We start from the raw sequence: 21,372 nt of genomic DNA, 5'->3' as shown, positions 1-21,372 counted from the left end.
GTCGGCCTGTCACCTGCGTGCTGTCATGGATTCATGTCCACGGGTGAGGAACTGCTCCGGTCGAGGGGCCTGCGGGTCACGCGGCCGCGTCTCGCCGTGCTGGACGTGCTCTCCGCCGGTGGTCACCTGGAGGTCGACGAGATCACCCGCCGGGTCCGCCAGCGGATCGACTCCGTTTCCACCCAGGCCGTCTACGACGTGCTCGGCGCGCTGTCGCGGGCCGGGCTGTCCCGCCGGATCGAGCCGGCCGGCAGCCCCGCGCGGTACGAGGCCCGGGTCGGCGACAACCACCACCACGTGGTGTGCCGGGGCTGCGGCGAGATCGCCGACGTGGACTGCGCGGTCGGCAGCGCGCCCTGCCTCGACCCCAACGTGGCGCACGGCTTCGAGCTGGACGAGGCCGAGGTGACCTTCTGGGGTCTCTGCCCGGCCTGCCAGTCGCGCCGCTCCGCCGACGACTGACCGAAGCGCCGCGCCCGGCGTGGCACTCTTGATCGGTGGACACTGACGACCTCGGCCTGTTCGGTCCGGGCTCGGTCACGTGGAAGGTGCACGAGGAGCCGATCCTGATCGTGGCCGGCCTGCGCTCGCTCTATCTCCAGGCGCTGCATCCGCGCGCGATGGCGGGCGTCGCGCAGAACAGCAACTACCGCTCGGACGCCTGGGGCCGGCTGGTCCGCACGGCGAACTACGTGGGGACGACGATCTACGGCACCACGGCCGAGGCGGAGGCGGCCGGGCGACGGGTCCGTGCGCGGCACGCCCGGATGCGCGCCACCGACCCGTTCACCGGCGAGGAGTTCCGCGTCGACGAGCCGGAGCTGCTGCGCTGGGTGCACGTCACCGAGGTCGAGTCGTTCGTGAGCACCGCCCGGCGGGCCGGTCTGGCGCTCACCGACGACGAGGTGGACGGCTACTACACCGAGCAGCGCCGGTCGGCGGCCCTGGTGGGGCTGGACCCGGGCGACGTACCGGGCACCGCCGCGGAGGTGGCGGACTACTACCGGGACGTACGCCCGCAGTTGCGGATGACCCGGGAGGCGGCCGAGACCGCGCTGTTCCTGACCGCGCCGCCGATCCCGTGGAAGCTCAACCTGCCGGCGCGGGTCGGCCTGAACCTGGGGCCGCCGCGCTGGGCGTACCTGGGGATCGCCGCCACCGCGCTGGGGATGCTGCCGCCCTGGGCGTTGCGGCTCTACGGCGGGCTGGGCCTGCCGACCACCGCGCTGTCGGCGGACCTGAGCGCGCGGGCGCTGCGGCTGGCGCTGGCCGCTGTGCCCCGGCGGTACCGGGAGGGCCCGTTGCAGCAGGCGGCCAAGGAACGCGCCGCCCGCCTGGCCGCGGCCTGACGGCGACCCGCGTTCAGTCCGGGTCGGCGAACCGCTCGACCGCCGACCAGGGCTCCTTGCCGGGGGTCTGCGCGCCGGTCGGGCAGGTACGCCGGTAGTCGCACCAGCCACACCGGGGCCCCGGCTCGGTGGGGAACGCCGCGTCCGGGTCGCCGCCGTCGGCGACCGCGCGTTCGGCGGCCATGATGTCGCGGGCGGTGTCCTCGGCGCGGGTGAGCTGCCGGTGCAGGGACTCCGGCGTGTGCTCGTGCGCGGCGACGGTGCCGGTGGGCAGGTGGTGCAGCTCGACCCGGCGGCACGGCTTGCGGAACACCCGCTCGGCCGCGTACGCGTAGAGCGCGAGCGCCTGCGAGCCGCGCGCGTCGTCGGTGTCGAGGCCGGTGCGGCCGGTCTTGTAGTCGACGATGACCAGCTCGGGCCGCCCGTCCGGGCCGGGGCGCGAGTCGATCCGGTCGGTACGGCCGTTGAACGCGAGCACGGCTGTCTTCACCGCGACGACCCGTTCCACGCCGATCGGCTCGTCGGCCGGGTCGAGGCCCGCCACGTAGCTCTCCAGCCAGGTCAGCGCCCGCCGGAACGCGTCGCGTTCCTGCTCGTCGTCGCGGTAGCCCTCACGGACCCAGGTGCCCTTGAGCAGCGTGCCGAGCACCTCGGGGCGGCGCCGGTCGGGGGCCAGCGCGTACCAGTTCTTCAACGCGGTGTGGACGCTGGCGCCGAGCGAGTTGTGCGCCCACGGCGGGCCCTTGGGCGGCGCGGGCCGGTCCACGTAGGCGTAGCGGTAGCGGCGGGGGCAGTCGGCGTACGTGCCGAGTTTGCTGGGGGTACAGACGAACAGGCGTTCCGGCATGCCCTCGAAGCCGAGCTGCTCGGGTTGCTCGGCACGGGGTCGGGGGGCCCGGGAGCCGCTGGCCGCTGACTGTCGTCGCACCCGGAGAATCCTGCCATCCGGGTACGACACCGGACGACCCGCTCAGGCGTTGTTGAGGTACTGCGTCACGAACGCGGCGATCGCGTCGGCGATGAGCTGCACGGCGATGGCGGCGAGCAGCAGGCCGGCGATGCGGGTCAGCACCTCGATGCCGCCGGGGCGCAGCACCTTGACGATCCCGCCGGAGAAGCGCAGCACCACCCAGACGGTGACCATCACCGCGACGATGGCGAGCCCGATGGCCAGGTAGTCGACCCCACCGCCGGCCTGCTGGACGAAGAGCATGGTGGCCACGATGGCGCCCGGCCCGGCCAGCAGCGGGGTGCCGAGCGGCACCAGCGCGATGTTGGAGGTGACCTGCTGGCTCGGGTCGTCCGACTTGCCGGTCAGTAGTTCCAGCGCGACAAGGATCAGCAGCAGACCGCCGGCGGCCTGGAGCGCGGGCAAATCGACGTGCAGGTACGCCAGGATCGTCTGCCCCGCCACCGCGAAGATCACGATGACCCCGAGCGCCAGCGCCACGGCCTGCCAGGCGGCCCGGTTCCGGTCGCGCGCCGTCAGCGGCCCGGTGAGCGCGAGGAAGATGGGCATCATTCCGGGCGGGTCGACGATCACCAGCAGGGTCACGAAGACCTCGCCGAAGAGCTTGAGATCCACGCGGACACGGTAGCCGTGCCGCCCGAACGCTTCAGCTCGAAGCGACAGGGGTCACCCCGCGGGCCAGCGCGACGATCCGCTCGTACGCCTCGGGTCCGGTGGTGTGCGCGCCGAGCCGGACGGTCTTGTGCGTGCCGTGGAAGTCGGACGAGCCGGTCACCAGCAGCCCCAGCTCGGCAGCGAGCCGGCGGACGTGCTCCCGCTCGGCCGCGTCGTGGTCCTCGTGGTCGGCCTCCAGGCCGGCCAGGCCGGCCGCCGCCAGTTCCGCGATCAGCTCGTCCGGCACGATCCGGCCGCGTCGGCTGGCCTTCGGGTGGGCGAAGACGGGCACGCCGCCGGCCGCCCGCACCAGCGCCACCGCGCGGAACACCTCGATGTCGTCCTTGGGCAGCCGGTACCGCTCGCCGAGCCAGTCCGGCCCGAACGCCTCGCTCGTGGTGGCGACCAGACCGGCCCGGATCAGCGCCTGCGCGATGTGCGGGCGGCCCACCGTGCCGCCGTCCGCGCCGGCCAGGATCTCCGTCCAGCTCACCTGGATGCCGTCGGCCTGGAGCAGCCGCACGATGCGCTCGCCGCGTACCTCGCGGGCGCGCCGGACCCGGGCCAGCTCCGCGGCCAGTTCCGGCTCGTCCGGGTCGAAGAGGTACGCGAGCAGGTGCAGCGGGATGGCCGGCTCGACGCCGAACCAGCGGCAGGAAATCTCCGCGCCGCGGATCAGGGTGAGGCCCGGCGGCAGGGCGGCGACGGCGGGCGCCCAGCCGGCGGTGGTGTCGTGGTCGGTGAGCGCCACCACGTCGAGCCCGGCGTCGGCGGCGGCCCGGACCAGTTCGGCCGGATCGAGCGTGCCGTCGCTGGCGGTGGAGTGGGTGTGCAGGTCGATGCGGGCCGGAACGCTCACCCGCCCGACGCTACGCGCCGTCCGGCGGGGCGGGGACGTCGGCCACCACCACCGGCCGGTCCCCCGGCGCCAGCCCTTCGACAGGCGACGCCGTGGGCCGGTCCCCGGCCAGCACCCGCTCCGGCTTGACCCGGACCAGCCCGCCGGTCGCGTCCACGTGCAGCGCCACGCCCGCGTGGGTCCAGGCCACGTCGCCGGCCAGCACCGGGCCGGCCGGGTGGGCGGCCGGGGAGGCGCCCGGGTCGGCCAGGTCGACCAGCAGCGCGGAGCGGGCGTTGCCGTTTGCGAGCAGCCACCGGCCGTCGGCGGAGACTCCGCCGAGTCCGTCGGCGGCCAGCTTCACGCCGCAGCCGGTACGCACCGGCGCGAGGTCGCGGGCCGGGTCGAGCAGGGCCAGGCAGTGCTGCCCGGGCCGGTCGGCGGTGACCAGGCCGACCAGGCGGCCGTCGGGCCGGGTGCCGTAGACGGCGCGTACGTCCGGGTTCGCGAGCGCCGGTTGCCCGCCGAGCGCGCGTTCCCAGACGCTCACCCCGCCCTCGCCTGGCTGCTGGATCAGCACGGCGTCACCGGCGAACCCGACCGGCACGGCGCCGTCGGGCGCGGGCGTCCGGACCGGTGCGATGAGCTGCCCGGCGACCAACCCGGCGGCGATCACCTCGGGGCCGTCCCGCCAGGCGACCTGCCGTCCGTCCGGGGCGACCGCGACCGCGTCCGCGGCGGCGAGCATGACCTGCGGCGCGGTGCCGTTGGCCGGGACCCACCAGAGGGTACGACCGGCGGCGGTGGCCGCCGAGGTCATCAGCCAGCCTTCCCGGTCGTGGACGCGCTGCGCCCGTTCGACGCCGCTGACCCCGGTCAGCTGCCGCCGTTCGCCGCCGCTGGTGTCCAGCCGGTCGCCGACGAGCAGGTCGAGTTCGGCGCGGACCGGCCCGAAGCGGGTGATCGAGGGCCCCGAGGCCAGCGGGGACGGGGAGAACCCGGGCGGGTCGCCGAGCACGACGGTGGGGGTGCCGCCGTCGCCGCCCGCGGCGCTGAAGTGGGCGACGCCGGTGGTGACGAACACGGTGGCGACCCCCGCCAGGGCCAGGCCGGTGAGCGTACGCCGCCGGCCCGTGCGCCGTGCCCGGCGCAGGACCGCTCCGGCCGGGTCGACGGGCAGCGGCCGGGACGTGGCGACGCGGCGGGTCAGCGTCTCCCGCAGCGCGCGTTCCAGCTCGTCGTCGCTCACGGCCAATGGACGCTCCGGGCCACCCGTCCGGTTGTCACCGTTGCGCCGGATGCCGGTCATCGGCTCTCCGCCGCGATCGGAACGGCGGGGCGGACCGGGGCCGCCGGTGGTGGGACCGGTCGCGGCACCCGGGTTGCGGGCCGTCGCGCCGGGGTACGGGGCACGGACTGTCCGTCGCCGCGCGCGGGCGGCACGGACCGGCCGGCCGGAGCGGGCGGCGGCGACGCGGGCCCGGGCAGGCTCAGGGCCGCCTCGGAGCCGAGGCGGCGGCGCAGCGTGTTGAGCGCCCGCGAGGTCTGGCTCTTCACAGTGCCCGGGGAGATCTCCAGCAGCGCGGCGGTCTGCGCCTCGGACATGTCCTCGTAGAAGCGCAGCACCAGCACGGCCCGCTGCCGGGCGGGCAGCGCCTGCAGGTGCCGCCAGAGCGCGTCCCGGTCGAGTTGCTGCTCGATCTCGTCGACGCCGGCGTGCTCCGGCAGCACCTCGGTGGGGCGCTCGCCGTGCCAGCGGCGACGCCACCAGCTCGTGGACGTGTTGACCAGGACCCGGCGGGCGTACGGCTCGATGGCGTCGATCCCGCCGAGCCGCTTCCAGGCGAGGTAGGTCTTGGTCAGCGCGGTCTGGAGCAGGTCCTCGGCGGTGGCCCAGTCACCGGCGAGCAGGTAGGCGGTGCGCAGCAGCGCGCCGGACCGGGCCGCGACGAATTCGCGGAACTCCTCCTCCAGCGGATCCCTGCTCACCACGCTCGTCTCCCCCCGTCCTGCCTGGCAGGATGCCACGGCCCGGCCGGTCAGGTCGATGGCGGAAGGTGTGCAGTTCATCCGATGTTCGGACGAAAACTTTCAGGCTCCGTCGTCGGCCTTCGCCTCGTCGGCCTCCTTGCCCAGCCGCGCCTCGACCGCCTGCGGCTCGTACATCTCCTCGACCACACGCAGGTAGAGCTCGTTCGGGTTGGGCAGGTTCTTGATCACCCGGAGCGCCTGTTCCTGGCCGGCGGACTCCAGCACGAAGGTGCCGTAGTTGAGCGCGCGGCCGGTCGGGCTCTGCTCGTACTTCATGTCGGTGACCCGGGTGAGCGGCATCATCGCGACCTGGCGGGTGATGATCCCGGCGACCACCATCACCCGTTTGTTGGTGAGGATGAACCGGTCGTACCACCAGTCGGCGACCCGCCAGGCGACCCAGCCCATCACGCCGAACCAGAGCAGCACGGCGACGGTGGTCAGCGCGCCGACGTTCCGCCCGGCGAGGAAGCCGGAGAGGTAGCCGAGCACGAACGTGGCCGCCACGCCGACGATGATCGGGGTGGTCAGGTGGATCCAGTGCCGCTTCCACTCGCCCCGGTAGCGCTCGGTCGGGAAGAGGTAGCGCGCGACCAGCGAGCTGGGCTCGTCCTCCAGCGGCAGCACCCGGCGTGGGGCCATGCCGGTGGCGTCGGCCCGCAGCCCGGCCAACTCCTCCTCGGAGATGGGCTGCTCCGGGAAGCCCTCCGGGTCACGCGCCCAGGCGCGGCTCGAACGCCCCTCGCCGGCGTAGGTGCCGCCGTAGCCGGCGTCGTCCGGGTCCCCGTAGGGGCCGGGGCCGTACGCGCTGGGAGGATCGTCCGGGTCGATCCGCGGGATCGGCTCGGTGTCGCGCTCCCGGCGTGCCCGGTCGGGGTCGTCCGGGTCGAAGGGTGGACCGGAGGGGCTTCCCATGGGCGGCTAGGCGACGAGGTTGGTGAAGAAGTCGCCGAAGCCCTGCGCGATGTCCATGATGCCGCCACCGAGAGACTTGAAGACGTCGGCGGCGGAGTTTGGCCGGTACGCAACGAAGAAGATCAAGAATGCGATGCCGGCCCAGGTGAGGACCTTCTTGACCATAGCGGGCCATCCTCTCGCGCGGCGCCGGGTCCGTTTACCGCAGCGGCACCCAGAGTATCAGCATGGTGTCTTACCGTGAATATCTGCGTCCGCTCTCCGACTCGCCCGCGCGGGCCCGGTCAGGCCCGCCCGTGCAGGTACGGAGACGGTGCGCCGTACACGAGTTCGGGCGGTGTCCACTCGGCGAGGTCGTGCAACACGACTTCTTCCGCGAGGAGGTGACCCGCACTCGCCGGCCAGGCTATCGCATGGAGCCACATTCCCCGAGCCTCGCCGGCGTACGCGCTTCGATCCGTTTCGGAGCGTACGAGCCACAGTGGAGTCGGATGGCCGCCCACCCGGATCTTCGCGTGCGGCAGCCGCTCGGGATGACCAGGGCCGGGATCGGTCAGCGCCTCCTCCACCTGCGGACCGGGATCGGGGCCGGGCAGTCCCGCGAAGCGGGAACCGAGACCGACGCCGGGTTCCTCGGCGACGAAGATCAGGTCAGCCGGTCCACCGTCCAGCGGGGCCGGTCCGGCGCAGGCGACCAGGGTGGCCCGGACTCCCGCGCGCTCGTCGCCCGCCCACGCCACACCGGTGAGCGTCCAACCCGGTGGGAGCGGCCACGGACACCACAGCGGCATCCGGAGCCGGCCGGTCGGGTCGGGGTCGGCGGCCATCCGCTCCACCACGCTGGCCATGATCTCGTCGTTGATGCGCTCGGGCACGTGCAGCGGCGCGACCGGGCCGCAGCGCAGGCACCGGTGCTCGGAGTGCATCAGGTCCGGCTCGCGCACCGGCCCGGCGCATCTCGGACAACTCACCGCGACAGTCACACACTCACCGTCGCCCTCGCGCGGCGAGGCGTCAAGCGGGCCGGGCCGACCGGCGTGGGATTTCCGTCCGGTGGTGGAACCGCGGCGTCAGTCCGGCGGCGGCCCGGCGTACGACCGGATCCAGGCGTGCATGGCGATGCCGCTGGCCACGCCCGCGTTGATGGACCGGGTCGAGCCGTACTGGGCGATCGAGAAGAGCGCGTCGCAGGCCGACCGGGCCACCGGGGACAGGCCGGGCCCCTCCTGGCCGAAGAGGAGCACGCAGCGGCGCGGCAGCACCGCGGTCTCCATCGGCCGCGACCCGGGCAGGTTGTCGATCCCGACCACCGGCAGGCTCTCGTGCCGCGCCCAGGCGACGAACTCCTCGATCGTCGGGTGGTGCCGGACGTGCTGGTAGCGGTCGGTCACCATGGCGCCCCGGCGGTTCCACCGCCGCCGCCCGACGATGTGCACCTCGGCGGCGAGGAAGGCGTTGGCGTTGCGGACCACGGTGCCGATGTTGAAGTCGTGCTGCCAGTTCTCGATCGCCACGTGGAAGTCGTGGCGGCGGCGGTCCAGATCGGCCACGACCGCCTCGCGCCGCCAGTAGCGGTACCGGTCCACCACGTTGCGCCGGTCACCGGCGACGAGCAGCTCCGGGTCGTAGCGCGGGTCGTCCGGCGGGTCACCGGGCCAGGGCCCCACTCCCACGTCGAGCTGGTCGTCGGTCACGGTTGCCGAGGGTACGGCCCGGCGGCGCCGCGCGTCAGCGCAGGTCGAGCGCGCCGCCCAGACGGTCGAGGAAGCGCCGGTCGGCGGGGCTCGGAGTGGTCTGCCCGGCGCGGCACACGCGGGCGGCCACCGACTCCACCCACTGCCGGTACGCCGCCGAGTCGGCCGGGTCGGCCCGGCGGCGCAGCACCCGTACCGCGGCCCGGGCGGCGGCCAGCAGGTCGACCAGGTCGGTCAGGCGCTCGTCCCGCTCGGTGGCGCCGTCGTGGCGGGCGTAGATGGCGGCCACCACGGCGCGGACGAGATCGCTGTCGAAGGCCCGGCCGGCGGCCACCGCGTCCAGCCCGGCGAGGCCGGCGGTGACGCCCCGGGGCGGACGCCCGGGCCCGGGTGAGGCGGCGGCGACGAGGACGCGGCCGGGCAGGTCGGTCAGCAGGTCCCACTCCGCCGCGGAGTAGGCGGCGGTGGTGAGCGGGGCGGCGCGGCGACCGGCGGAAGGCGGCTCTCCGGCTGCGGAGTGGCTCATGGGCACCTCCAGCCCGAGCATATGCCTCCGGACGAGGTCCGGGCCCCGTCCCCGCCGAACGGAGAACGAGGCCCGGTGAGCCGGACGGACGCGGGTCAGCGCGGCTCGGGGAAGCTGGGCCGCTCCGGGTCGACGCCGTCCGGGACGGCGGCGGCCGCGTACTCCTTCTTCGGGACCATGACCTTGCGGCGGAACACGCAGACCAGCGTGCCGTCCTGGTTGTAGCCGCGGGTCTCGACCGCGACCACGCCCCGGTCGGGCTTGGAGGCCGACTCCCGCTTGTCCAGCACCGTCGTCTCGCCGTAGATGGTGTCGCCGTGGAACGTCGGCGCGACGTGCCGCAGCGACTCGATCTCCAGGTTGGCGATTGCCTTGCCGCTGACGTCCGGCACGGACATGCCCAGCAGCAGCGAGTAGATGTAGTTGCCGACCACCACGTTGCGCTTGAACTGCGAGGCGGACTCGGCGTAGTGCGCGTCCATGTGCAGCGGGTGGTGGTTCATGGTGAGCAGGCAGAAGAGGTGGTCGTCGTACTCGGTGACCGTCTTGCCCGGCCAGTGCCGGTAGACCGCGCCGACCTCGAACTCCTCGTAGTAGCGGCCGAACTGCATCCTTGTCCCCTTCGACAGGCGGCGATGGAGTTCGGCACAGCATGCCTTATCGCTTGTTAAGGCGAGGTGCGGGGCGTTCGCGCGGCGGAAATGTCACACCGGCGCGACCGGGTCCGGACGCAATGAGCGGCGGGGCCCTCCCCGGCACCCGCCGCCCACGCTCTGATGCGAAGAATTCTGCCGTACGGCGCTCCGCACCAACAGAGACGGAGGTCACATTTATCTTTTCGTAACACTACTCAAAGTCACCGACACCCTGTCGGTAAGCGATCTCCCCAGGCAGGATCGATGCTCGTCAGAGCCGAAGTTACTGATTCGTAGCCAGAACTGAGCGTGATCTCCTTGGAAACGCTCCCATCACGTCCCGTCACGCAAATGCGGCATGCATTTGCGTTCCGCACGAGCGGAGGGCACAGATAGAGTTCGATGTGCCCAGGGTCACCGTCCGGGCGCTGAGCGTTTCGTCCCCACGGTCCCGGGAATTCGGACGGACTGACCCTGGTTCCACCGGACGTACGACAATCCGCGGTGATCGGAGAGAGCAATGGCAACGGTTGAGCTGACCACGGCCAACTTTGACGAGGTGACCGGGCGCGACGGGATCGTCCTGCTCGACTTCTGGGCGGACTGGTGCGGCCCGTGCAAGCGCTTCGCCCCGGTCTACGAGCGGTCCTCGGAGAAGCACCCGGACATCGCCTTCGGCAAGGTCGACACCGAGGCGCAGCAGGAGCTGGCGGCGAAGTTCAACATCAGCTCCATCCCGACGATCATGGCGATCCGCGACGGCGTGATCGTGTTCGCCCAGCCGGGCGCGCTGCCGGAGTCGGCGCTGGAGAACCTGATCGAGCAGGTCCAGGCGCTGGACATGGACGACGTCCGCAAGAAGCTGGCCGAGCACAACCACTGACGTTTCCCACGCCGCCGGCCGGTCCCCCCGGGCCCGACCGGCGGCGTTTTCGCGCCCGCCGCACCAGCGGGACGGACAGTGAGGAATGGCCGACTGAGGGACACTTTCGGCCGCTTCACTCCCGTATCGTCACCACGCGATGGAGACCTTGACCGCCCGCGGGCGCGCGGTCCGAGTGGGCGCCACCCTGCTCGGCCTGGCGCTGCTGCTCCTGGGCACCGTGCGCGGCACCGACGACGACTTCCCGTTCGGGCCGTTCCGGATGTACTCCACCTCCGACCCGCCGAACGCGCCCGCCCCGGACACCCGGGTCGAGGGCGTGGACCGCACCGGAGCGGTGGTCCCGCTCGGCCAGGACGCCACCGGCATCCGCCGCGCCGAGATCGAGGGCCAGCAGGACCGGTACGCCGCCGACCCGAGCCTGCTGCGCACCGTCGTCGACGCGTACACCGAACGCCACCCCGGCGCGCCGGAACTGGTGGAGGTGCGCATCGTGGTCCGCTGGTTCGACATCCAGGGCGGCCGCCCGACCGGCAAATGGACCGACGAGACCGCCGTCCGCTGGGAGACCGGCGGATGACCGCCTGGCTGACCGAGGCGGTCCCACGCGGCCGGATCGCGGCGTTCCGCACCCTTGTCTATCTCTTCGTCGCCGCCGACCTGGTGGTCTTCACCCCCTGGGTACGCACCCGGGTGGACGTGCCCGGCGACCTCTACCAGCCGCTGCTCGTCGGCCGGCTGCTCCCGCTGCCCACACCCACCCCCGCCCTGGTCGGCGTGGTGTTCTGGGCCCTGCTGGTCACCGCGCTGCTCGCCGCCACCGGCCGGGCGCACCGGCTGCTCGGCTGGACGGTCTTCGCGCTGTACTTCGAGTGGATGATCGTGGCGATGAGCTACGGCAAGGTCGACCACGACCGGTTCGCGTTCCTCGTGGCGCTTGCCGTGCTGCCCACCGCCGGCCGCGCCCGGCACGGCGACCCGACCCGCACCGAGGCGGGCGGCTGGGCGCTGCGGGTCACCCAGATCTCGGTCATCTGCACGTACTTCCTCGCCGCCTGGGCCAAGTTCCGCTTCGGCGGGTTCGACTGGGCGAACGGTTCGGTGCTGGCCCGCGCGATCATCCGGCGCGGCACCGATTTCGCCGACCTGATCGCGCAGGTGCCGCACCTGCTGATCGTGGCGCAGTTCGGCATCCTGGCGTTCGAGCTGCTCAGCCCGGTGGTGTTCGTGCTGCCGTCACGGTGGCGGACGACGACCGTCGGCTTCTTCTACTCGTTCCACCTGGTGACCGTCGCGACGATCACCATCTCGTTCGCGCCGCACCTGGTGGCGATGACCAGCTTCCTGGCGCTGGAGAAGGTCCGCCCGGTGGTGTTCGTCCGGCGCCTGCTCGGCCGTCCGCCGCCCGCCGCGCCGACGTCCCCCGTACCGGCGTCCCCCGCGGCGGCGCCGGTCTCCGCCGCGGCGGCCCCCGACCCGTCCCCGACGGCCGGCGCCTGACCGCCGCCCTCCGGGCCGGTCAGGCGTTCGGGCCGGGGCGGCCGGTCGGGCCGTACAGCCGTTCCCGGGCCTCCTGCGGCAGCGCGCACGCGGCCGTGCCACCCGGCAGCCGGTGCCGGTTGCGGGCCACCCAGCGGTACGCGGGCCAGGCCGCCGCGCGTACCGGGGAGAGGCGCAGCCCGGCCCCGGCGAACCGCCAGAGCGGCCCGCTGTCGCCGAGCAGCCGGGCGATGGCGTCCGGCCCGGCGGCGCGGGAGCCGTCGGCGCCCACCCACTGGACCGCCTCCTCGCACTCGGCCTCCGTCAGGCCCAGCGCCGCCAGGTCGGCGAACTGCCACGGCACCACCCGGGCACCGGTCGGGATTCGACGCTCGATGAACTGCGCGCACCGGGTGCAGAAGGCGCAGTCGCCGTCGTAGACGAAGGTCGACGTCTCCATGCTCTCCATCCTGCACCGCCCCCGGACGCGGCGGCGCGCGGTGTCCGCAGCGTCACTTGCGCTTTGTTCGTACACATGTTCGAATGAGATCCATGCGCTGGGACAACCTCTCCGCTCCCCCGGACGAGGGGACTCCCGATCGGGCGGCGCCGGCGGCTCCACCCCTGCCGCTGGCGCTGCCCGGCGCCATCGCCCGCACCTTCGACACCCCGGGCTTCGCCGGCATGACCTTCTACGAGGTCCGCGCCAAGTCGATCATCAACCGGGTGCCCGGTCAGTCGCGTGTGCCGTTCGAATGGACGATCAACCCCTACCGGGGCTGCTCGCACGCCTGCGTCTACTGCCTGGGCGGGGACACGCCCATCCTGATGGCCGACGGGCGCACCAAGGCGATCAGTGAGCTGGAGCCCGGCGACCGCATCTACGGCACCCGGCGGCGCGGCGCCTACCGCCACTACGTCGTCACCACGGTGCTCGACAAGTGGTCCACTGTGAAGCGCGCCTACCGGGTCACCCTGGCCGACGGCACCACGCTCGTCGCCAGCGGCGACCACCGGTTCCTGACCGAACGCGGCTGGAAGCACGTCACCGGGAGCATGCGGGGCGGCGGACGCCGCCCCCACCTGACCACCCGCAACCGCCTGCTGGGCACCGGCCGGTTCGCGGCGGCGCCGAAGCGCTCGGCCGACTACCGCCGGGGTTACCTGCACGCCCTGATCCGCGACGACCAGGCCGGCGCGAGCGCCCGGTTCCGGCTGGCCACCGCCGAGGCGGAGGCGCTGGAGCGGGCCGAACGCTATCTGGCCGACGCGGGGGTCACCGTCGAGCGGGCCACAGTCACCCGGGTCGGCCGCCGGCCGACGACCACAGTGGTACGCACGTCCGGCCCGGCCGGGGTCGTCACCGGCCTGCTGCGCCCGCCGGACGAGACGACCGACGACTGGTCGCTGGGCTACCTGGCCGGCATGTTCGACGCCGCCGGCACCTGCCACCGGGGCGTGTTCCGGATCAGCGTCGCGGACGACGCGAGCCAGGCCCGCACGTCCGGCGCGCTGGAGCGTTCCGGCTTCCGGTGGGCGCTCGACGTGCCGGGCGTGCCGGGCGCGGCACGTCAGCTCCGGCTGACCGGCGGGCTGCCCGAGCGGCTGCGCTTCTTCCACCTCACCGATCCGGCCGTCACCGCCCGGCGCTCGATCGAGGGCATGGCGCTCAAGTGCGCGGCGCACCTCCAGGTGACAGCCGTCGAGGATCTCGGCCTGGAGCTTCCGCTGTGGGACATCACCACCGGCACCGGCGACTTCATCGCCAACGGCGTGGTCAGCCACAACTGCTTCGCCCGCAACACGCACACCTACCTCGACCTGGACGCGGGCGCCGACTTCGACCGCAAGGTGATCGTCAAGGTCAACGCCGGCGAGCTGGTACGCCGCGAGCTGGCCGCCCCGCGCTGGCGCGGCGCGCACGTCGCCATGGGCACCAACGTGGACTGTTACCAGCGGGCCGAGGGCCGCTACCGCCTGATGCCGCCGATCATCGAGGCGCTGCGCGACTTCGCGAACCCGTTCTCCATCCTGACCAAGGGCACCCTGCTGCTGCGTGACCTGCCGCTGCTGCGCCAGGCGGCCGAGGTGACCCGGGTCGGGGTGTCGTACTCGGTGGGATTCGTGGACGAGGCGCTCTGGCGGGCGGCCGAGCCGGGCACGCCGAGTCCGCGCCGCCGCCTCGACGCGGTCCGTCAGCTCACCGACGCCGGGTTCGAGGTGGGGGTGCTCATGGCGCCGATCCTGCCCGGCTTGAGTGACGACGACGAGTCGATCGACGCCACCGTCGCCGCCATCACCGCCTCCGGCGCGGTCAGCGTCACCGCGCTGCCGTTGCACCTGCGTCCCGGCGCCCGGGAGTGGTACGCCCGCTGGCTGGCCCGCGAGTTCCCGCAGTTGGTGCCCCGCTACCGGAAGCTCTACCAGGCCGGGGCGTACACGCCGCAGGCCTACCAGCGGGAGGTCACCGCGCGGGTGCGGATGGCCGCCCGCCGCCACGGGCTGCACCGGGGCGAGGCGGGGGACAATCGTCGGCCGGCCCCTTCCCCGGCCCCGCCGACGAGCGAGCAACTTTCGCTCCTGTAACGCGTATCGACTAACGTGCCCGCCATGCGGGAGACCCTCGGCGCGGCGCTGCGCCGACAGCGAATCGGGGTGGCTGTCGCGGTCGTCGTCGGGTGGTTGGCCGCCGTGGTCGACATGCGCGCGGAGGAGGCCGGTGGGCCCCTGGTGCTGGTCAGCCTGGTGCCGCTCGCCGTCCTCCTGGTGGCGGCCGTGCGGGAACTCCGCCGCCGGCCCAGCAGGGCCCACCTGCGGATGGACGAGCACGAGCGGGCGTTCTTCGCCCCGCCACGGGCGACGGTCGGCTTCCTGACGGTCCTGACGGGCTTCGTGCTGTACCGCGCGATCGTCAGCGGGGACGGGGCGGTGGAGGGCAGCTGGGACTGGGGACTCGCCGCGTTCTTCCTCCCGTTTGCGATCGTCTTCACCGCCCTCGGCTGGTTCCGCGTGCCGGTGGTCGAGCTGACCCCGGAGGGGATCACCCATGGCCGCCATGAACGGCGGTGGTTCGTCCCCTGGGCCGCCCTCGACCCGCAAGGGCAGGTCGGCTGGCGGCCGGGCAACCGGACGATCTCACTGCCGGTCGCCCGACCGGATCTGATCCGCGCCGGTCGCGGCGTGGGCCGGGACGGCACGACCATGGCGGTCCGCGAGGTGGACGTCGCTCCCGCGCTGGTCGCCGGCGCGATCCGGCACTACCTGACCCATTCCGAACACCGCGCCGAGATCGGCACCCGGGCGGAGTACGCCCGGCTGGTTCGCGCGCTGGCCGGCGAGGGCTGAGCGGCGGCGCTAGAGTCGGCCGATGCGCTCCGCTCAGCAGGTCCTCGCCGACTCCGCCGTGATCGCCGTCGTGGGTGCCTCCCGCGATCCGGGCAAGGCCGCGCACCGCGTACCGCTGGAGATGCAGCGGCACGGCTGGCGGATCATCCCGGTCAACCCGACAGTGGACGAGCTGTTCGGCGAGAAGGCGTACCCGACGCTGGCCGACATCCCGCACCCGGTCGACCTGGTCGACGTGTTCCGCCCGGCACGGGACGCGGTGGACGTGGTGCGGCAGGCGGTGGCGATCGGCGCCCCGGCGGTGTGGTTGCAGCTCGGGATCTTCTCGGACGAGGCGCGCCGGATCGCCGAGGAGGCGGGCCTCGACTACGTCGAGGACAGGTGCCTGATCGTCGAGCGGGCCGCCGCCGGACTGACCCGGCGCGCCTGACCGTCCCGGCCTACTGCTTGTACTGCTTGAGCAGGCCGCGCGAGATGATGGTCTTCTGGATCTCCGAGGTGCCCTCGCCGATCAGCAGGAACGGCGCCTCGCGCATCAGGCGCTCGATCTCGTACTCCTTGGAGTAGCCGTAGCCGCCGTGGATCCGGAACGCCTCCTGGACCACCTCGGCGCAGTACTCCGAGGCCAGCAGCTTCGCCATACCGGCCTCGACGTCGTTGCGCTGGCCGGCGTCCTTGAGCCGGGCGGCGTTGACCATGAGCGCGTGCGCGGCCTCGATCTTCGTACCCATCTCGGCGAGCTTGAACGCGACGGCCTGGTGCTTGGCGAGCGGCTGGCCGAAGGTGTGGCGCTGCTGGGCGTACGCGACCGCCAGCTCGAACGCCCGGATCGAGATGCCGCAGGCGCGGGCCGCGACGTTGACCCGGCCGACCTCGATGCCGTCCATCATCTGGTAGAAGCCGCGGCCGACCTTCTCCTCGCCGCCGAGCACGGCGGAGGCGGGCACCGTGACGCCGTCGAGCACCATCTCGGTGGTTTCGACGCCCTTGTAGCCCATCTTGTCGATCTTGCCGGGGATGGTGAGGCCGGGGGCGGTCTCGCCGAAGCCGGGCTCCTTCTCCAGCAGGAAGGTGCTCATGTTGCCGTAGACCGAGTCGGCCCCGGTGTCGGTCTTGACCAGGGTGGCCACCACCGACGAGTAAGCGCCGTTGGTCAGCCACATCTTCTGGCCGTTGAGGACGTAGTTGTCGCCGTCGCGGACGGCCTTCGACTTGATCGCCGAGACGTCCGAGCCGCACTCGGGCTCCGACATCGAGAACGCGCCGCGCACCTCGCCGGTGGCCATCCGGGGCAGCAGCCGGGCCTTCTGGTCCGCCGAGCCGTGCTGCGAGATCAGGTACGCCACGATGAAGTGCGTGTTGACGATGCCGGAGATCGACATCCAGCCCCGGGACAGCTCCTCGACCACGAGCGCGTACGTCAGCAGGGACTCGCCCAGCCCGCCGTACTCCTCGTCGATGGTGAGGCCGAACAGCCCCATCTCGCGCATGCCGTCGAGGATGTCGCTCGGGTACTCGTCGGCGTGCTCCAGCCGCTGCGCGTGCGGGATGATCTCTTTGTCGGCGAACTCCCGGACAGTTTCCAGGATCGACCGCTGCACGTCGGTCAGTCCGGGCGTCTGGGCGAGTCGGGCCATCTCAGCCTCCGGGGTCGTCGGCGCATTACTCAGGGGTAACTGAACGCTCGGTCAGTATCGGCCCCGGGACCGGCACAGCCAAGGTGACCAGTCCCTACAACCGCTGTGAAAAGGTTCACCGCTGCGGGTAGCGTCCGCAAGAGAGAGGGCCCGTTCACCTGGGGAAAAGGGGCGCGCGTGACCGACGAGCAGCCACCCTCACCGTACGAGCCGCCGCCGCACGGCCAGCCGTACGGGCAGCCGCAGTACGGTCAGCAGCACCCGCAGTGGGGCCAGCAGCCCCCGTACGCCCCGCAGCCGCCCTACGGCCAGTACGGCCCGCCCGGGCAGGGGCCGCGCCCCGGCGGCACGAACGTGCTCGCGATCCTGTCGCTGGTCTTCGCGTTCGTCTTCGCGCCCGCCGGCATCGTCTGCGGCCACCTGGCGAAGCGGCAGATCCGGCAGACCGGCGAGGACGGCGACCAGCTCGCCACCTGGGGGCTGATCCTCAGCTACATCTTCACCGCTGTCGGCCTGGTGGCCTGCTGCGGCTGGATCGGGCTGGCGATCTGGGCCAACTCCGACAACGGCACCTACTGACGCTCAGCGGAACTGCGCCTCCCGGACGCTGTTGCCACCGTCGACCACGAGCATCTGCCCGGTGATGTACGAGGCGGCGGGCGAGCAGAGGAACGCGATCGCGGCGGCCACCTCGTCCGGCGTGCCGGGACGCCCGACCGGCGTGCCCAGCCCCTGCTTGATCTCGGCCATCGTGGACGCCGCGGTGTGGATGATGCCCGGCGCCACCGCGTTCACAGTCACCCCGTCGGCGATCATCTCCATCGCCAGCGCCCGCGTCAGCCCGACCACACCGGCCTTGGCCGCCGCGTAACCGGCCTCGGTGGGCAGCGCGTTCACCGGCCCGGCGGTGGCGGCCAGATTGACGATCCGCCCCCAGCCCCGCTCGGCCATGCCGCCGATGAACGCCCGGCTGCACAGGAACGCCGTGGTCAGGTTGCGGTCGATCTCGCCGCGCCACTCGTCGTACGTCAGCTGGGCGACCGGGCGCAGCACCTCCGGGCTGGCCCGGCTGGCCAGGCCCGCGTTGTTCACCAGCACCTCGACGTCGCCGAGCTGCTCGGCCACCTCATCGGCGAGCGCGCCCACCTCCGACTCGTCGGTGAGGTCGGCGACGAAGCCGGTGACGCCCAGCTCGCCTGCGCGGTCGTGGATGCGCCGGGTGGTGGAGACGATCGCGACCCGGGCGCCCAGGTCGGACAGCCGGCGCGCGGTCGCGTACCCGATGCCGTCAGGGCTGCCCGCGCCGGTGACGAGCGCGACGCGGCCGTCCAGCCGCATGGTGGCCGGTTCCGGCAGCGGCACCGGCCGTTCGGAGTCGGCGGCGCCGACCGGCTCGCCGCCGCGCGGGCGCCGCACCGACCCCGGCCGGCTCATGTCCCGTCGCGACCGACCCCCACGCGCGTCAAGTGCCATGCCGAGGATCCTGCCCGGTACCGACCCGCCGGGCAACGCGCGCCCGGAAAGAGGGTGCTCCGTGTCGCGCGCCGGTGGCTACCCTGAGCCGACCACGTACCTGGAGATGATCAGATGAGCTATCCCCCACCGCCCGGTGGTTGGCAGGACCCCTCGGCGGCCGGGCCGCACTCGGCGCCGCCGGCCGACCCGATAATGCCCGGGATCCCGAATCAGCCCGGCCCGGCCGACCCGTACGCGCCGGTCGCCGATCCCTACGCGCCGGTCGCCGACCCGTACGCGGGCGCGAAGTCCCCCTACGCCCCGCCCGGCGGCGACCCGTATGCCGCCGCGATGCCCGGCTACCCGCCCCCGGGCGCCTACCCGCCGCCGGGGGCCTATCCCGGCTACGCGATGCCGCCGGCCCGCACCAACACGATGGCCATCGTGGCGCTGGTCCTGTCGCTCGTCGGCTTCGCCTCGTGCATCACCGCGCCGATCGGCGCGATCATGGGCCACGTCGCCAGCAAGCAGATCCGGGAGACCGGTGAGCAGGGCGAGGGCATGGCCAAGGCGGCCATCATCGTGGGCTGGATCCTGACCGCTCTGCTGGTCGCCGTCATCATCTTCTACATCGTGATGATCGTGATCGCGATCGGCGCGTCCAGCACCAGCAGCAGCTACTGACGCCACCGGGCCGCCCCCGGCGAGGGGGCGGCCCGGCGTGCGGTCAGGACGCGGGCGGCGTGAACGAGGACGTACGGGACATGCCGGCGGCGCGGCCCTTGGCGGCGATCACGAGCGCCATCTTGCGGGACGCCTCGTCGATCATCTCGTCGCCGAGCATCACCGCGCCGAGCTTCCCGCCCGCCTCCGAGGTGTAGTAGTCGTAGGCGTCGAGGATCAGCTCGGCGTGGTCGTAGTCGGCCTGCGCCGGCGAGTAGACCTCGTTCGCCGCGTCGATCTGGCCGGGGTGCAGCACCCACTTGCCGTCGAAGCCCAGCGCCGCCGAGCGCTTCGCCACCTCGCGGAACGCGTCCACGTCGCGGATCTGCAGGAACGGGCCGTCGATGGCCTGCTTGTCGTGCATCCGGGCGGCCATCAGGATGCGCATCAGGATGTAGTGGTAGGGGTCGCCCGGGTAGTCCGGGATCAGCGCGCCGACCACCAGCGACTTCATGTTGATCGAGGCCATGAAGTCGGCCGGGCCGAAGATGATCGTCTCGACCCGGGGCGAGGCGCCGGCGATGGCGTCCACGTTCACCAGCCCGGCCGCGTTCTCGATCTGCGCCTCGATGCCGATCCGGCCCACCTCCAGGCCGAGCGTCTTCTCGATCTGGGTGAGCAGCAGGTCCAGCCAGTGCACCTGCTCGGCGTTCTGCACCTTCGGCAGCATGATGCAGTCCAGGTTCGCCCCGGCGCCCTCGACCACCTCGATGACGTCCCGGTAGGTCCACGGCGTGGTCAGGTCGTTCACCCGGACCACGCGGGTCTTGCCGGTCCAGTCGCCCTCGTTCAGCGCGGCCACGATGTTCTTGCGCGCGTCCGGCTTGGCCAGCGGCGCGACCGCGTCCTCCAGGTCCAGGAAGACCTGGTCGGCCGGGAGACCCTGGGCCTTGCCGAGCATTTTGACGCTGGAGCCGGGTACCGCCAGGCAGGATCGGCGGGGGCGACCGACAGCGGTCATGGATGCGCTCCTTCCAGCGTCCGGCGCAGGCGCCGACGCAGCGGTGGATTTCGAGAACTTAACGATCCCAAAGGGCGTGGTGACGCCACGGTAACCTCGTGCCGTGACCGGGGTGAATGGACCTGTGGAAGATCTCACTGAGCGTCGGATCGTGGTGCTGACCGGGGCAAGCTCCGGCATCGGCCTGGCCGCCGCCGAGGAGCTGGCGCGCCGCGGCGACCAGGTGGTGCTCGTCGGCCGCGACCCGGCCCGGCTGCGCGCCGCGGGCGAGCGCGTCCGCGAGTGCTGCGGCGAGCAGCCGGAGCTGTTCCGCGCCGACTTCGCGGTGCTCGACGACGTACGCGGGCTCGCCGAACGGCTGCGCGAGCGGTACGACCGGATCGACGTGCTCGCCAACAACGCGGGCGCGATCGTGCTGGAACCGATCGCCACGGTCGACGGGTTCGAGCTGAGCATGCAGGCCAACCACCTCGCCCCGTTCCTGCTCAGCAACCTGCTGCGCGACCGGATCAGGCGGATGGTGGTCACCGGCTCGGACGCGCACCGCAGCGGTGTGCTCGACCCGGACGACCTGAATTCCGCGCTGCGCTCGTACCGGCCGTTCCGCGCGTACGGCACCAGCAAGCAGGCGAACATCCTGTTCACCGCCGAGGCGGCCCGGCGCTGGCCGGAGGTGCCGGCGCACGTGTTCCACCCCGGCGTGGTGCGTACCCGCTTCGGCAACGAGAGCCGGATCGTGGCGCTCGGCATGCGGCTGCTGCCGTTCCGCAGCCCGGAGAAGGGCGCGGAGACGCTGGTCTGGCTCGCCTGCCAGGACCCGTCCCGGCTGACGAACGGCGGCTACTACGCCGACCGTAAGCCGCACCGGCCCCGGCCCAAGGCCGCCGACCCGGCGCTCGCCGCCCGGCTCTGGACGGCCAGCGCGAAGGCGGTCGGCATCGACGTCTGAGGGCCACCGCGACCGCCGGTCCTGGGACACTCGACGCCATGACGACGGGGAACGAGGTCCTGCTGGTCGCGCTGGTCGACCTGAGCGCCGACGCGGACGCCGGCCGGCGGTACGAGGACGCGGTGCTGGCGCTGCTCGGCCGGCACGGCGGCGAGTTGGAACGGCGGCTGCGCACCGGCGACGGGGAGACCGAGGTGCATGTGATCCGGTTCGCGGCCCGCGCCGGGCTGGACGCGTTCCTGGTCGACCCGGACCGCGTCGCGCTGCGCGCCGAACTGGGCGACGCCGCACCCGCCACCCGGGTGCTGGAGGTACGCGACGTCTGAGG

27 protein-coding genes are annotated in these 21,372 nt (G+C 72.9%); 12 read left to right on the top strand and 15 right to left on the bottom strand.

Annotated features, from left to right (window positions below):
• The first annotated feature begins 33 nt into the window (after window positions 1-33).
• Together MicB006_RS03635 and MicB006_RS03630 are read left to right on the top strand one after the other, a co-directional pair.
• Complete coding sequence (locus tag MicB006_RS03635) at window positions 34-462, top strand: Fur family transcriptional regulator (protein ID WP_030501115.1); 429 nt, start codon at window positions 34-36, stop codon at window positions 460-462.
• A 35-nt stretch (window positions 463-497) separates the two neighbouring features.
• The gene (locus MicB006_RS03630; protein WP_073825541.1) at window positions 498-1,349 is read left to right on the top strand and encodes an oxygenase MpaB family protein; all 852 of its coding nucleotides are present in this window, start codon (window positions 498-500) and stop codon (window positions 1,347-1,349) included.
• A gap of 13 nt (window positions 1,350-1,362) precedes the next feature.
• Here the strand turns inward: MicB006_RS03630 and MicB006_RS03625 are convergent, their stop codons facing one another.
• From MicB006_RS03625 to MicB006_RS03580, 11 genes are all read right to left on the bottom strand, one after another.
• Window positions 1,363-2,196: a PD-(D/E)XK nuclease family protein gene (locus tag MicB006_RS03625; protein WP_225980783.1), complete on the bottom strand. Its 834-nt coding sequence runs from the start codon at window positions 2,194-2,196 to the stop codon at window positions 1,363-1,365.
• A gap of 123 nt (window positions 2,197-2,319) precedes the next feature.
• Window positions 2,320-2,934, bottom strand: coding sequence for a MarC family protein (locus MicB006_RS03620; protein WP_064447588.1), 615 nt, complete (start codon window positions 2,932-2,934; stop codon window positions 2,320-2,322).
• Window positions 2,935-2,965: 31 nt separating this feature from the next.
• The gene (locus MicB006_RS03615) at window positions 2,966-3,832 is read right to left on the bottom strand and encodes a PHP domain-containing protein (protein WP_116503805.1); all 867 of its coding nucleotides are present in this window, start codon (window positions 3,830-3,832) and stop codon (window positions 2,966-2,968) included.
• A gap of 10 nt (window positions 3,833-3,842) precedes the next feature.
• Window positions 3,843-5,120, bottom strand: coding sequence for a hypothetical protein (locus tag MicB006_RS03610; protein ID WP_116503803.1), 1,278 nt, complete (start codon window positions 5,118-5,120; stop codon window positions 3,843-3,845).
• Window positions 5,117-5,803, bottom strand: coding sequence for a SigE family RNA polymerase sigma factor (locus tag MicB006_RS03605; protein WP_073825556.1), 687 nt, complete (start codon window positions 5,801-5,803; stop codon window positions 5,117-5,119). Before MicB006_RS03605 ends, MicB006_RS03610 begins: the two co-directional genes overlap by 4 nt.
• Before the next feature lie 99 nt (window positions 5,804-5,902).
• Window positions 5,903-6,757, bottom strand: a complete 855-nt coding sequence (locus MicB006_RS03600; protein WP_073825558.1) for a PH domain-containing protein — start codon at window positions 6,755-6,757, stop codon at window positions 5,903-5,905.
• 6 nt (window positions 6,758-6,763) lie between these two features.
• A complete protein-coding gene (locus MicB006_RS31955) occupies window positions 6,764-6,922 on the bottom strand; it encodes a hypothetical protein (protein ID WP_013283898.1) in 159 nt (52 codons plus the stop codon).
• Between the two features lie 119 nt (window positions 6,923-7,041).
• Complete coding sequence (locus MicB006_RS03595; RefSeq protein WP_370013463.1) at window positions 7,042-7,728, bottom strand: DUF6758 family protein; 687 nt, start codon at window positions 7,726-7,728, stop codon at window positions 7,042-7,044.
• A gap of 99 nt (window positions 7,729-7,827) precedes the next feature.
• Window positions 7,828-8,451, bottom strand: a complete 624-nt coding sequence (locus tag MicB006_RS03590) for an RNA methyltransferase (protein ID WP_073825560.1) — start codon at window positions 8,449-8,451, stop codon at window positions 7,828-7,830.
• Window positions 8,452-8,485: 34 nt separating this feature from the next.
• Entirely contained in the window at window positions 8,486-8,977 is a 492-nt protein-coding gene (locus MicB006_RS03585; protein ID WP_116511140.1) for a hypothetical protein, read from the bottom strand.
• Window positions 8,978-9,072: 95 nt separating this feature from the next.
• A complete protein-coding gene (locus tag MicB006_RS03580; RefSeq protein WP_338013367.1) occupies window positions 9,073-9,606 on the bottom strand; it encodes a MaoC family dehydratase in 534 nt (177 codons plus the stop codon).
• Window positions 9,607-10,132: 526 nt separating this feature from the next.
• Here MicB006_RS03580 and trxA point away from each other — a divergent pair.
• From trxA to MicB006_RS03565, 3 genes are all read left to right on the top strand, one after another.
• The gene (gene trxA, locus MicB006_RS03575) at window positions 10,133-10,495 is read left to right on the top strand and encodes a thioredoxin (RefSeq protein WP_013283893.1); all 363 of its coding nucleotides are present in this window, start codon (window positions 10,133-10,135) and stop codon (window positions 10,493-10,495) included.
• A gap of 139 nt (window positions 10,496-10,634) precedes the next feature.
• Entirely contained in the window at window positions 10,635-11,075 is a 441-nt protein-coding gene (locus MicB006_RS03570; RefSeq protein WP_116503801.1) for a hypothetical protein, read from the top strand.
• The gene (locus MicB006_RS03565; protein WP_116503799.1) at window positions 11,072-11,995 is read left to right on the top strand and encodes an HTTM domain-containing protein; all 924 of its coding nucleotides are present in this window, start codon (window positions 11,072-11,074) and stop codon (window positions 11,993-11,995) included. The genes MicB006_RS03570 and MicB006_RS03565 overlap by 4 nt, the downstream gene beginning before the upstream one ends.
• 19 nt (window positions 11,996-12,014) lie before the next feature.
• Here MicB006_RS03565 and MicB006_RS03560 read toward each other — a convergent pair whose 3' ends face one another.
• Complete coding sequence (locus tag MicB006_RS03560; RefSeq protein ID WP_116503797.1) at window positions 12,015-12,434, bottom strand: thiol-disulfide oxidoreductase DCC family protein; 420 nt, start codon at window positions 12,432-12,434, stop codon at window positions 12,015-12,017.
• Window positions 12,435-12,517: 83 nt separating this feature from the next.
• On the opposite strand from MicB006_RS03560, the gene MicB006_RS03555 reads away from it, so the two are divergent.
• The 3 genes from MicB006_RS03555 to MicB006_RS03545 are packed head-to-tail and all read left to right on the top strand — an operon-like array spanning window position 12,518 to window position 15,749.
• The gene (locus MicB006_RS03555; RefSeq protein WP_370013412.1) at window positions 12,518-14,560 is read left to right on the top strand and encodes an intein-containing Rv2578c family radical SAM protein; all 2,043 of its coding nucleotides are present in this window, start codon (window positions 12,518-12,520) and stop codon (window positions 14,558-14,560) included.
• 24 nt (window positions 14,561-14,584) lie between these two features.
• Window positions 14,585-15,319, top strand: a complete 735-nt coding sequence (locus tag MicB006_RS03550) for a hypothetical protein (RefSeq protein ID WP_116503793.1) — start codon at window positions 14,585-14,587, stop codon at window positions 15,317-15,319.
• 22 nt (window positions 15,320-15,341) lie between these two features.
• Window positions 15,342-15,749, top strand: a complete 408-nt coding sequence (locus MicB006_RS03545; RefSeq protein ID WP_116503791.1) for a CoA-binding protein — start codon at window positions 15,342-15,344, stop codon at window positions 15,747-15,749.
• A gap of 10 nt (window positions 15,750-15,759) precedes the next feature.
• Here MicB006_RS03545 and MicB006_RS03540 read toward each other — a convergent pair whose 3' ends face one another.
• Complete coding sequence (locus MicB006_RS03540) at window positions 15,760-16,956, bottom strand: acyl-CoA dehydrogenase family protein (RefSeq protein WP_073825580.1); 1,197 nt, start codon at window positions 16,954-16,956, stop codon at window positions 15,760-15,762.
• 177 nt (window positions 16,957-17,133) lie between these two features.
• Here MicB006_RS03540 and MicB006_RS03535 point away from each other — a divergent pair, with 177 nt between their 5' ends.
• Entirely contained in the window at window positions 17,134-17,535 is a 402-nt protein-coding gene (locus MicB006_RS03535; protein ID WP_073825583.1) for a DUF4190 domain-containing protein, read from the top strand.
• 3 nt (window positions 17,536-17,538) lie between these two features.
• Here MicB006_RS03535 and MicB006_RS03530 read toward each other — a convergent pair whose 3' ends face one another.
• Complete coding sequence (locus MicB006_RS03530; protein WP_116503790.1) at window positions 17,539-18,429, bottom strand: SDR family NAD(P)-dependent oxidoreductase; 891 nt, start codon at window positions 18,427-18,429, stop codon at window positions 17,539-17,541.
• A 114-nt stretch (window positions 18,430-18,543) separates the two neighbouring features.
• Here MicB006_RS03530 and MicB006_RS03525 point away from each other — a divergent pair, with 114 nt between their 5' ends.
• Window positions 18,544-19,095 carry a DUF4190 domain-containing protein gene (locus MicB006_RS03525; RefSeq protein ID WP_116503788.1) on the top strand — a complete coding sequence of 184 codons (552 nt, stop codon included), beginning with the start codon at window positions 18,544-18,546 and terminating at the stop codon, window positions 19,093-19,095.
• Window positions 19,096-19,138: 43 nt separating this feature from the next.
• Here the strand turns inward: MicB006_RS03525 and MicB006_RS03520 are convergent, their stop codons facing one another.
• On the bottom strand, window positions 19,139-20,095 hold the full coding sequence (locus MicB006_RS03520) for a CoA ester lyase (RefSeq protein WP_116503786.1): 957 nt from the start codon (window positions 20,093-20,095) through the stop codon (window positions 19,139-19,141).
• Window positions 20,096-20,219: 124 nt separating this feature from the next.
• Here MicB006_RS03520 and MicB006_RS03515 point away from each other — a divergent pair, with 124 nt between their 5' ends.
• On the top strand, window positions 20,220-21,044 hold the full coding sequence (locus MicB006_RS03515) for an SDR family NAD(P)-dependent oxidoreductase (RefSeq protein ID WP_192900185.1): 825 nt from the start codon (window positions 20,220-20,222) through the stop codon (window positions 21,042-21,044).
• A gap of 38 nt (window positions 21,045-21,082) precedes the next feature.
• Window positions 21,083-21,370 (top strand): hypothetical protein, encoded by a 288-nt coding sequence (locus tag MicB006_RS03510; RefSeq protein ID WP_116503783.1) that lies wholly within the window; start codon window positions 21,083-21,085, stop codon window positions 21,368-21,370.
• The last annotated feature ends 2 nt before the right edge of the window (window positions 21,371-21,372 follow it).

Source organism: Micromonospora sp. B006, from assembly GCF_003408515.1.
Taxonomy (GTDB): Bacteria; Actinomycetota; Actinomycetes; order Mycobacteriales; family Micromonosporaceae; genus Micromonospora; species Micromonospora echinospora_A.
This window is presented reverse-complemented; position numbering and strand designations above follow the sequence as displayed.

Excerpts from the sequence above, each read along its gene's own strand:
- MicB006_RS03635 (WP_030501115.1), top strand. The coding sequence starts at position 34 with ATGTCCACGGGTGAGGAACTGCTCCGGTCGAGGGGCCTGCGGGTCACG.
- MicB006_RS03625 (WP_225980783.1), bottom strand. The coding sequence starts at position 2,196 with ATGCCGGAACGCCTGTTCGTCTGTACCCCCAGCAAACTCGGCACGTAC.
- MicB006_RS03610 (WP_116503803.1), bottom strand. The coding sequence starts at position 5,120 with ATGACCGGCATCCGGCGCAACGGTGACAACCGGACGGGTGGCCCGGAG.
- MicB006_RS03600 (WP_073825558.1), bottom strand. The coding sequence starts at position 6,757 with ATGGGAAGCCCCTCCGGTCCACCCTTCGACCCGGACGACCCCGACCGG.
- MicB006_RS31955 (WP_013283898.1), bottom strand. The coding sequence starts at position 6,922 with ATGGTCAAGAAGGTCCTCACCTGGGCCGGCATCGCATTCTTGATCTTC.
- MicB006_RS03585 (WP_116511140.1), bottom strand. The coding sequence starts at position 8,977 with ATGAGCCACTCCGCAGCCGGAGAGCCGCCTTCCGCCGGTCGCCGCGCC.
- trxA (WP_013283893.1), top strand. The coding sequence starts at position 10,133 with ATGGCAACGGTTGAGCTGACCACGGCCAACTTTGACGAGGTGACCGGG.
- MicB006_RS03570 (WP_116503801.1), top strand. The coding sequence starts at position 10,635 with ATGGAGACCTTGACCGCCCGCGGGCGCGCGGTCCGAGTGGGCGCCACC.
- MicB006_RS03565 (WP_116503799.1), top strand. The coding sequence starts at position 11,072 with ATGACCGCCTGGCTGACCGAGGCGGTCCCACGCGGCCGGATCGCGGCG.
- MicB006_RS03560 (WP_116503797.1), bottom strand. The coding sequence starts at position 12,434 with ATGGAGACGTCGACCTTCGTCTACGACGGCGACTGCGCCTTCTGCACC.
- MicB006_RS03555 (WP_370013412.1), top strand. The coding sequence starts at position 12,518 with ATGAGATCCATGCGCTGGGACAACCTCTCCGCTCCCCCGGACGAGGGG.
- MicB006_RS03550 (WP_116503793.1), top strand. The coding sequence starts at position 14,585 with ATGCGGGAGACCCTCGGCGCGGCGCTGCGCCGACAGCGAATCGGGGTG.
- MicB006_RS03545 (WP_116503791.1), top strand. The coding sequence starts at position 15,342 with ATGCGCTCCGCTCAGCAGGTCCTCGCCGACTCCGCCGTGATCGCCGTC.
- MicB006_RS03540 (WP_073825580.1), bottom strand. The coding sequence starts at position 16,956 with ATGGCCCGACTCGCCCAGACGCCCGGACTGACCGACGTGCAGCGGTCG.
- MicB006_RS03530 (WP_116503790.1), bottom strand. The coding sequence starts at position 18,429 with ATGGCACTTGACGCGCGTGGGGGTCGGTCGCGACGGGACATGAGCCGG.
- MicB006_RS03525 (WP_116503788.1), top strand. The coding sequence starts at position 18,544 with ATGAGCTATCCCCCACCGCCCGGTGGTTGGCAGGACCCCTCGGCGGCC.
- MicB006_RS03520 (WP_116503786.1), bottom strand. The coding sequence starts at position 20,095 with ATGACCGCTGTCGGTCGCCCCCGCCGATCCTGCCTGGCGGTACCCGGC.
- MicB006_RS03510 (WP_116503783.1), top strand. The coding sequence starts at position 21,083 with ATGACGACGGGGAACGAGGTCCTGCTGGTCGCGCTGGTCGACCTGAGC.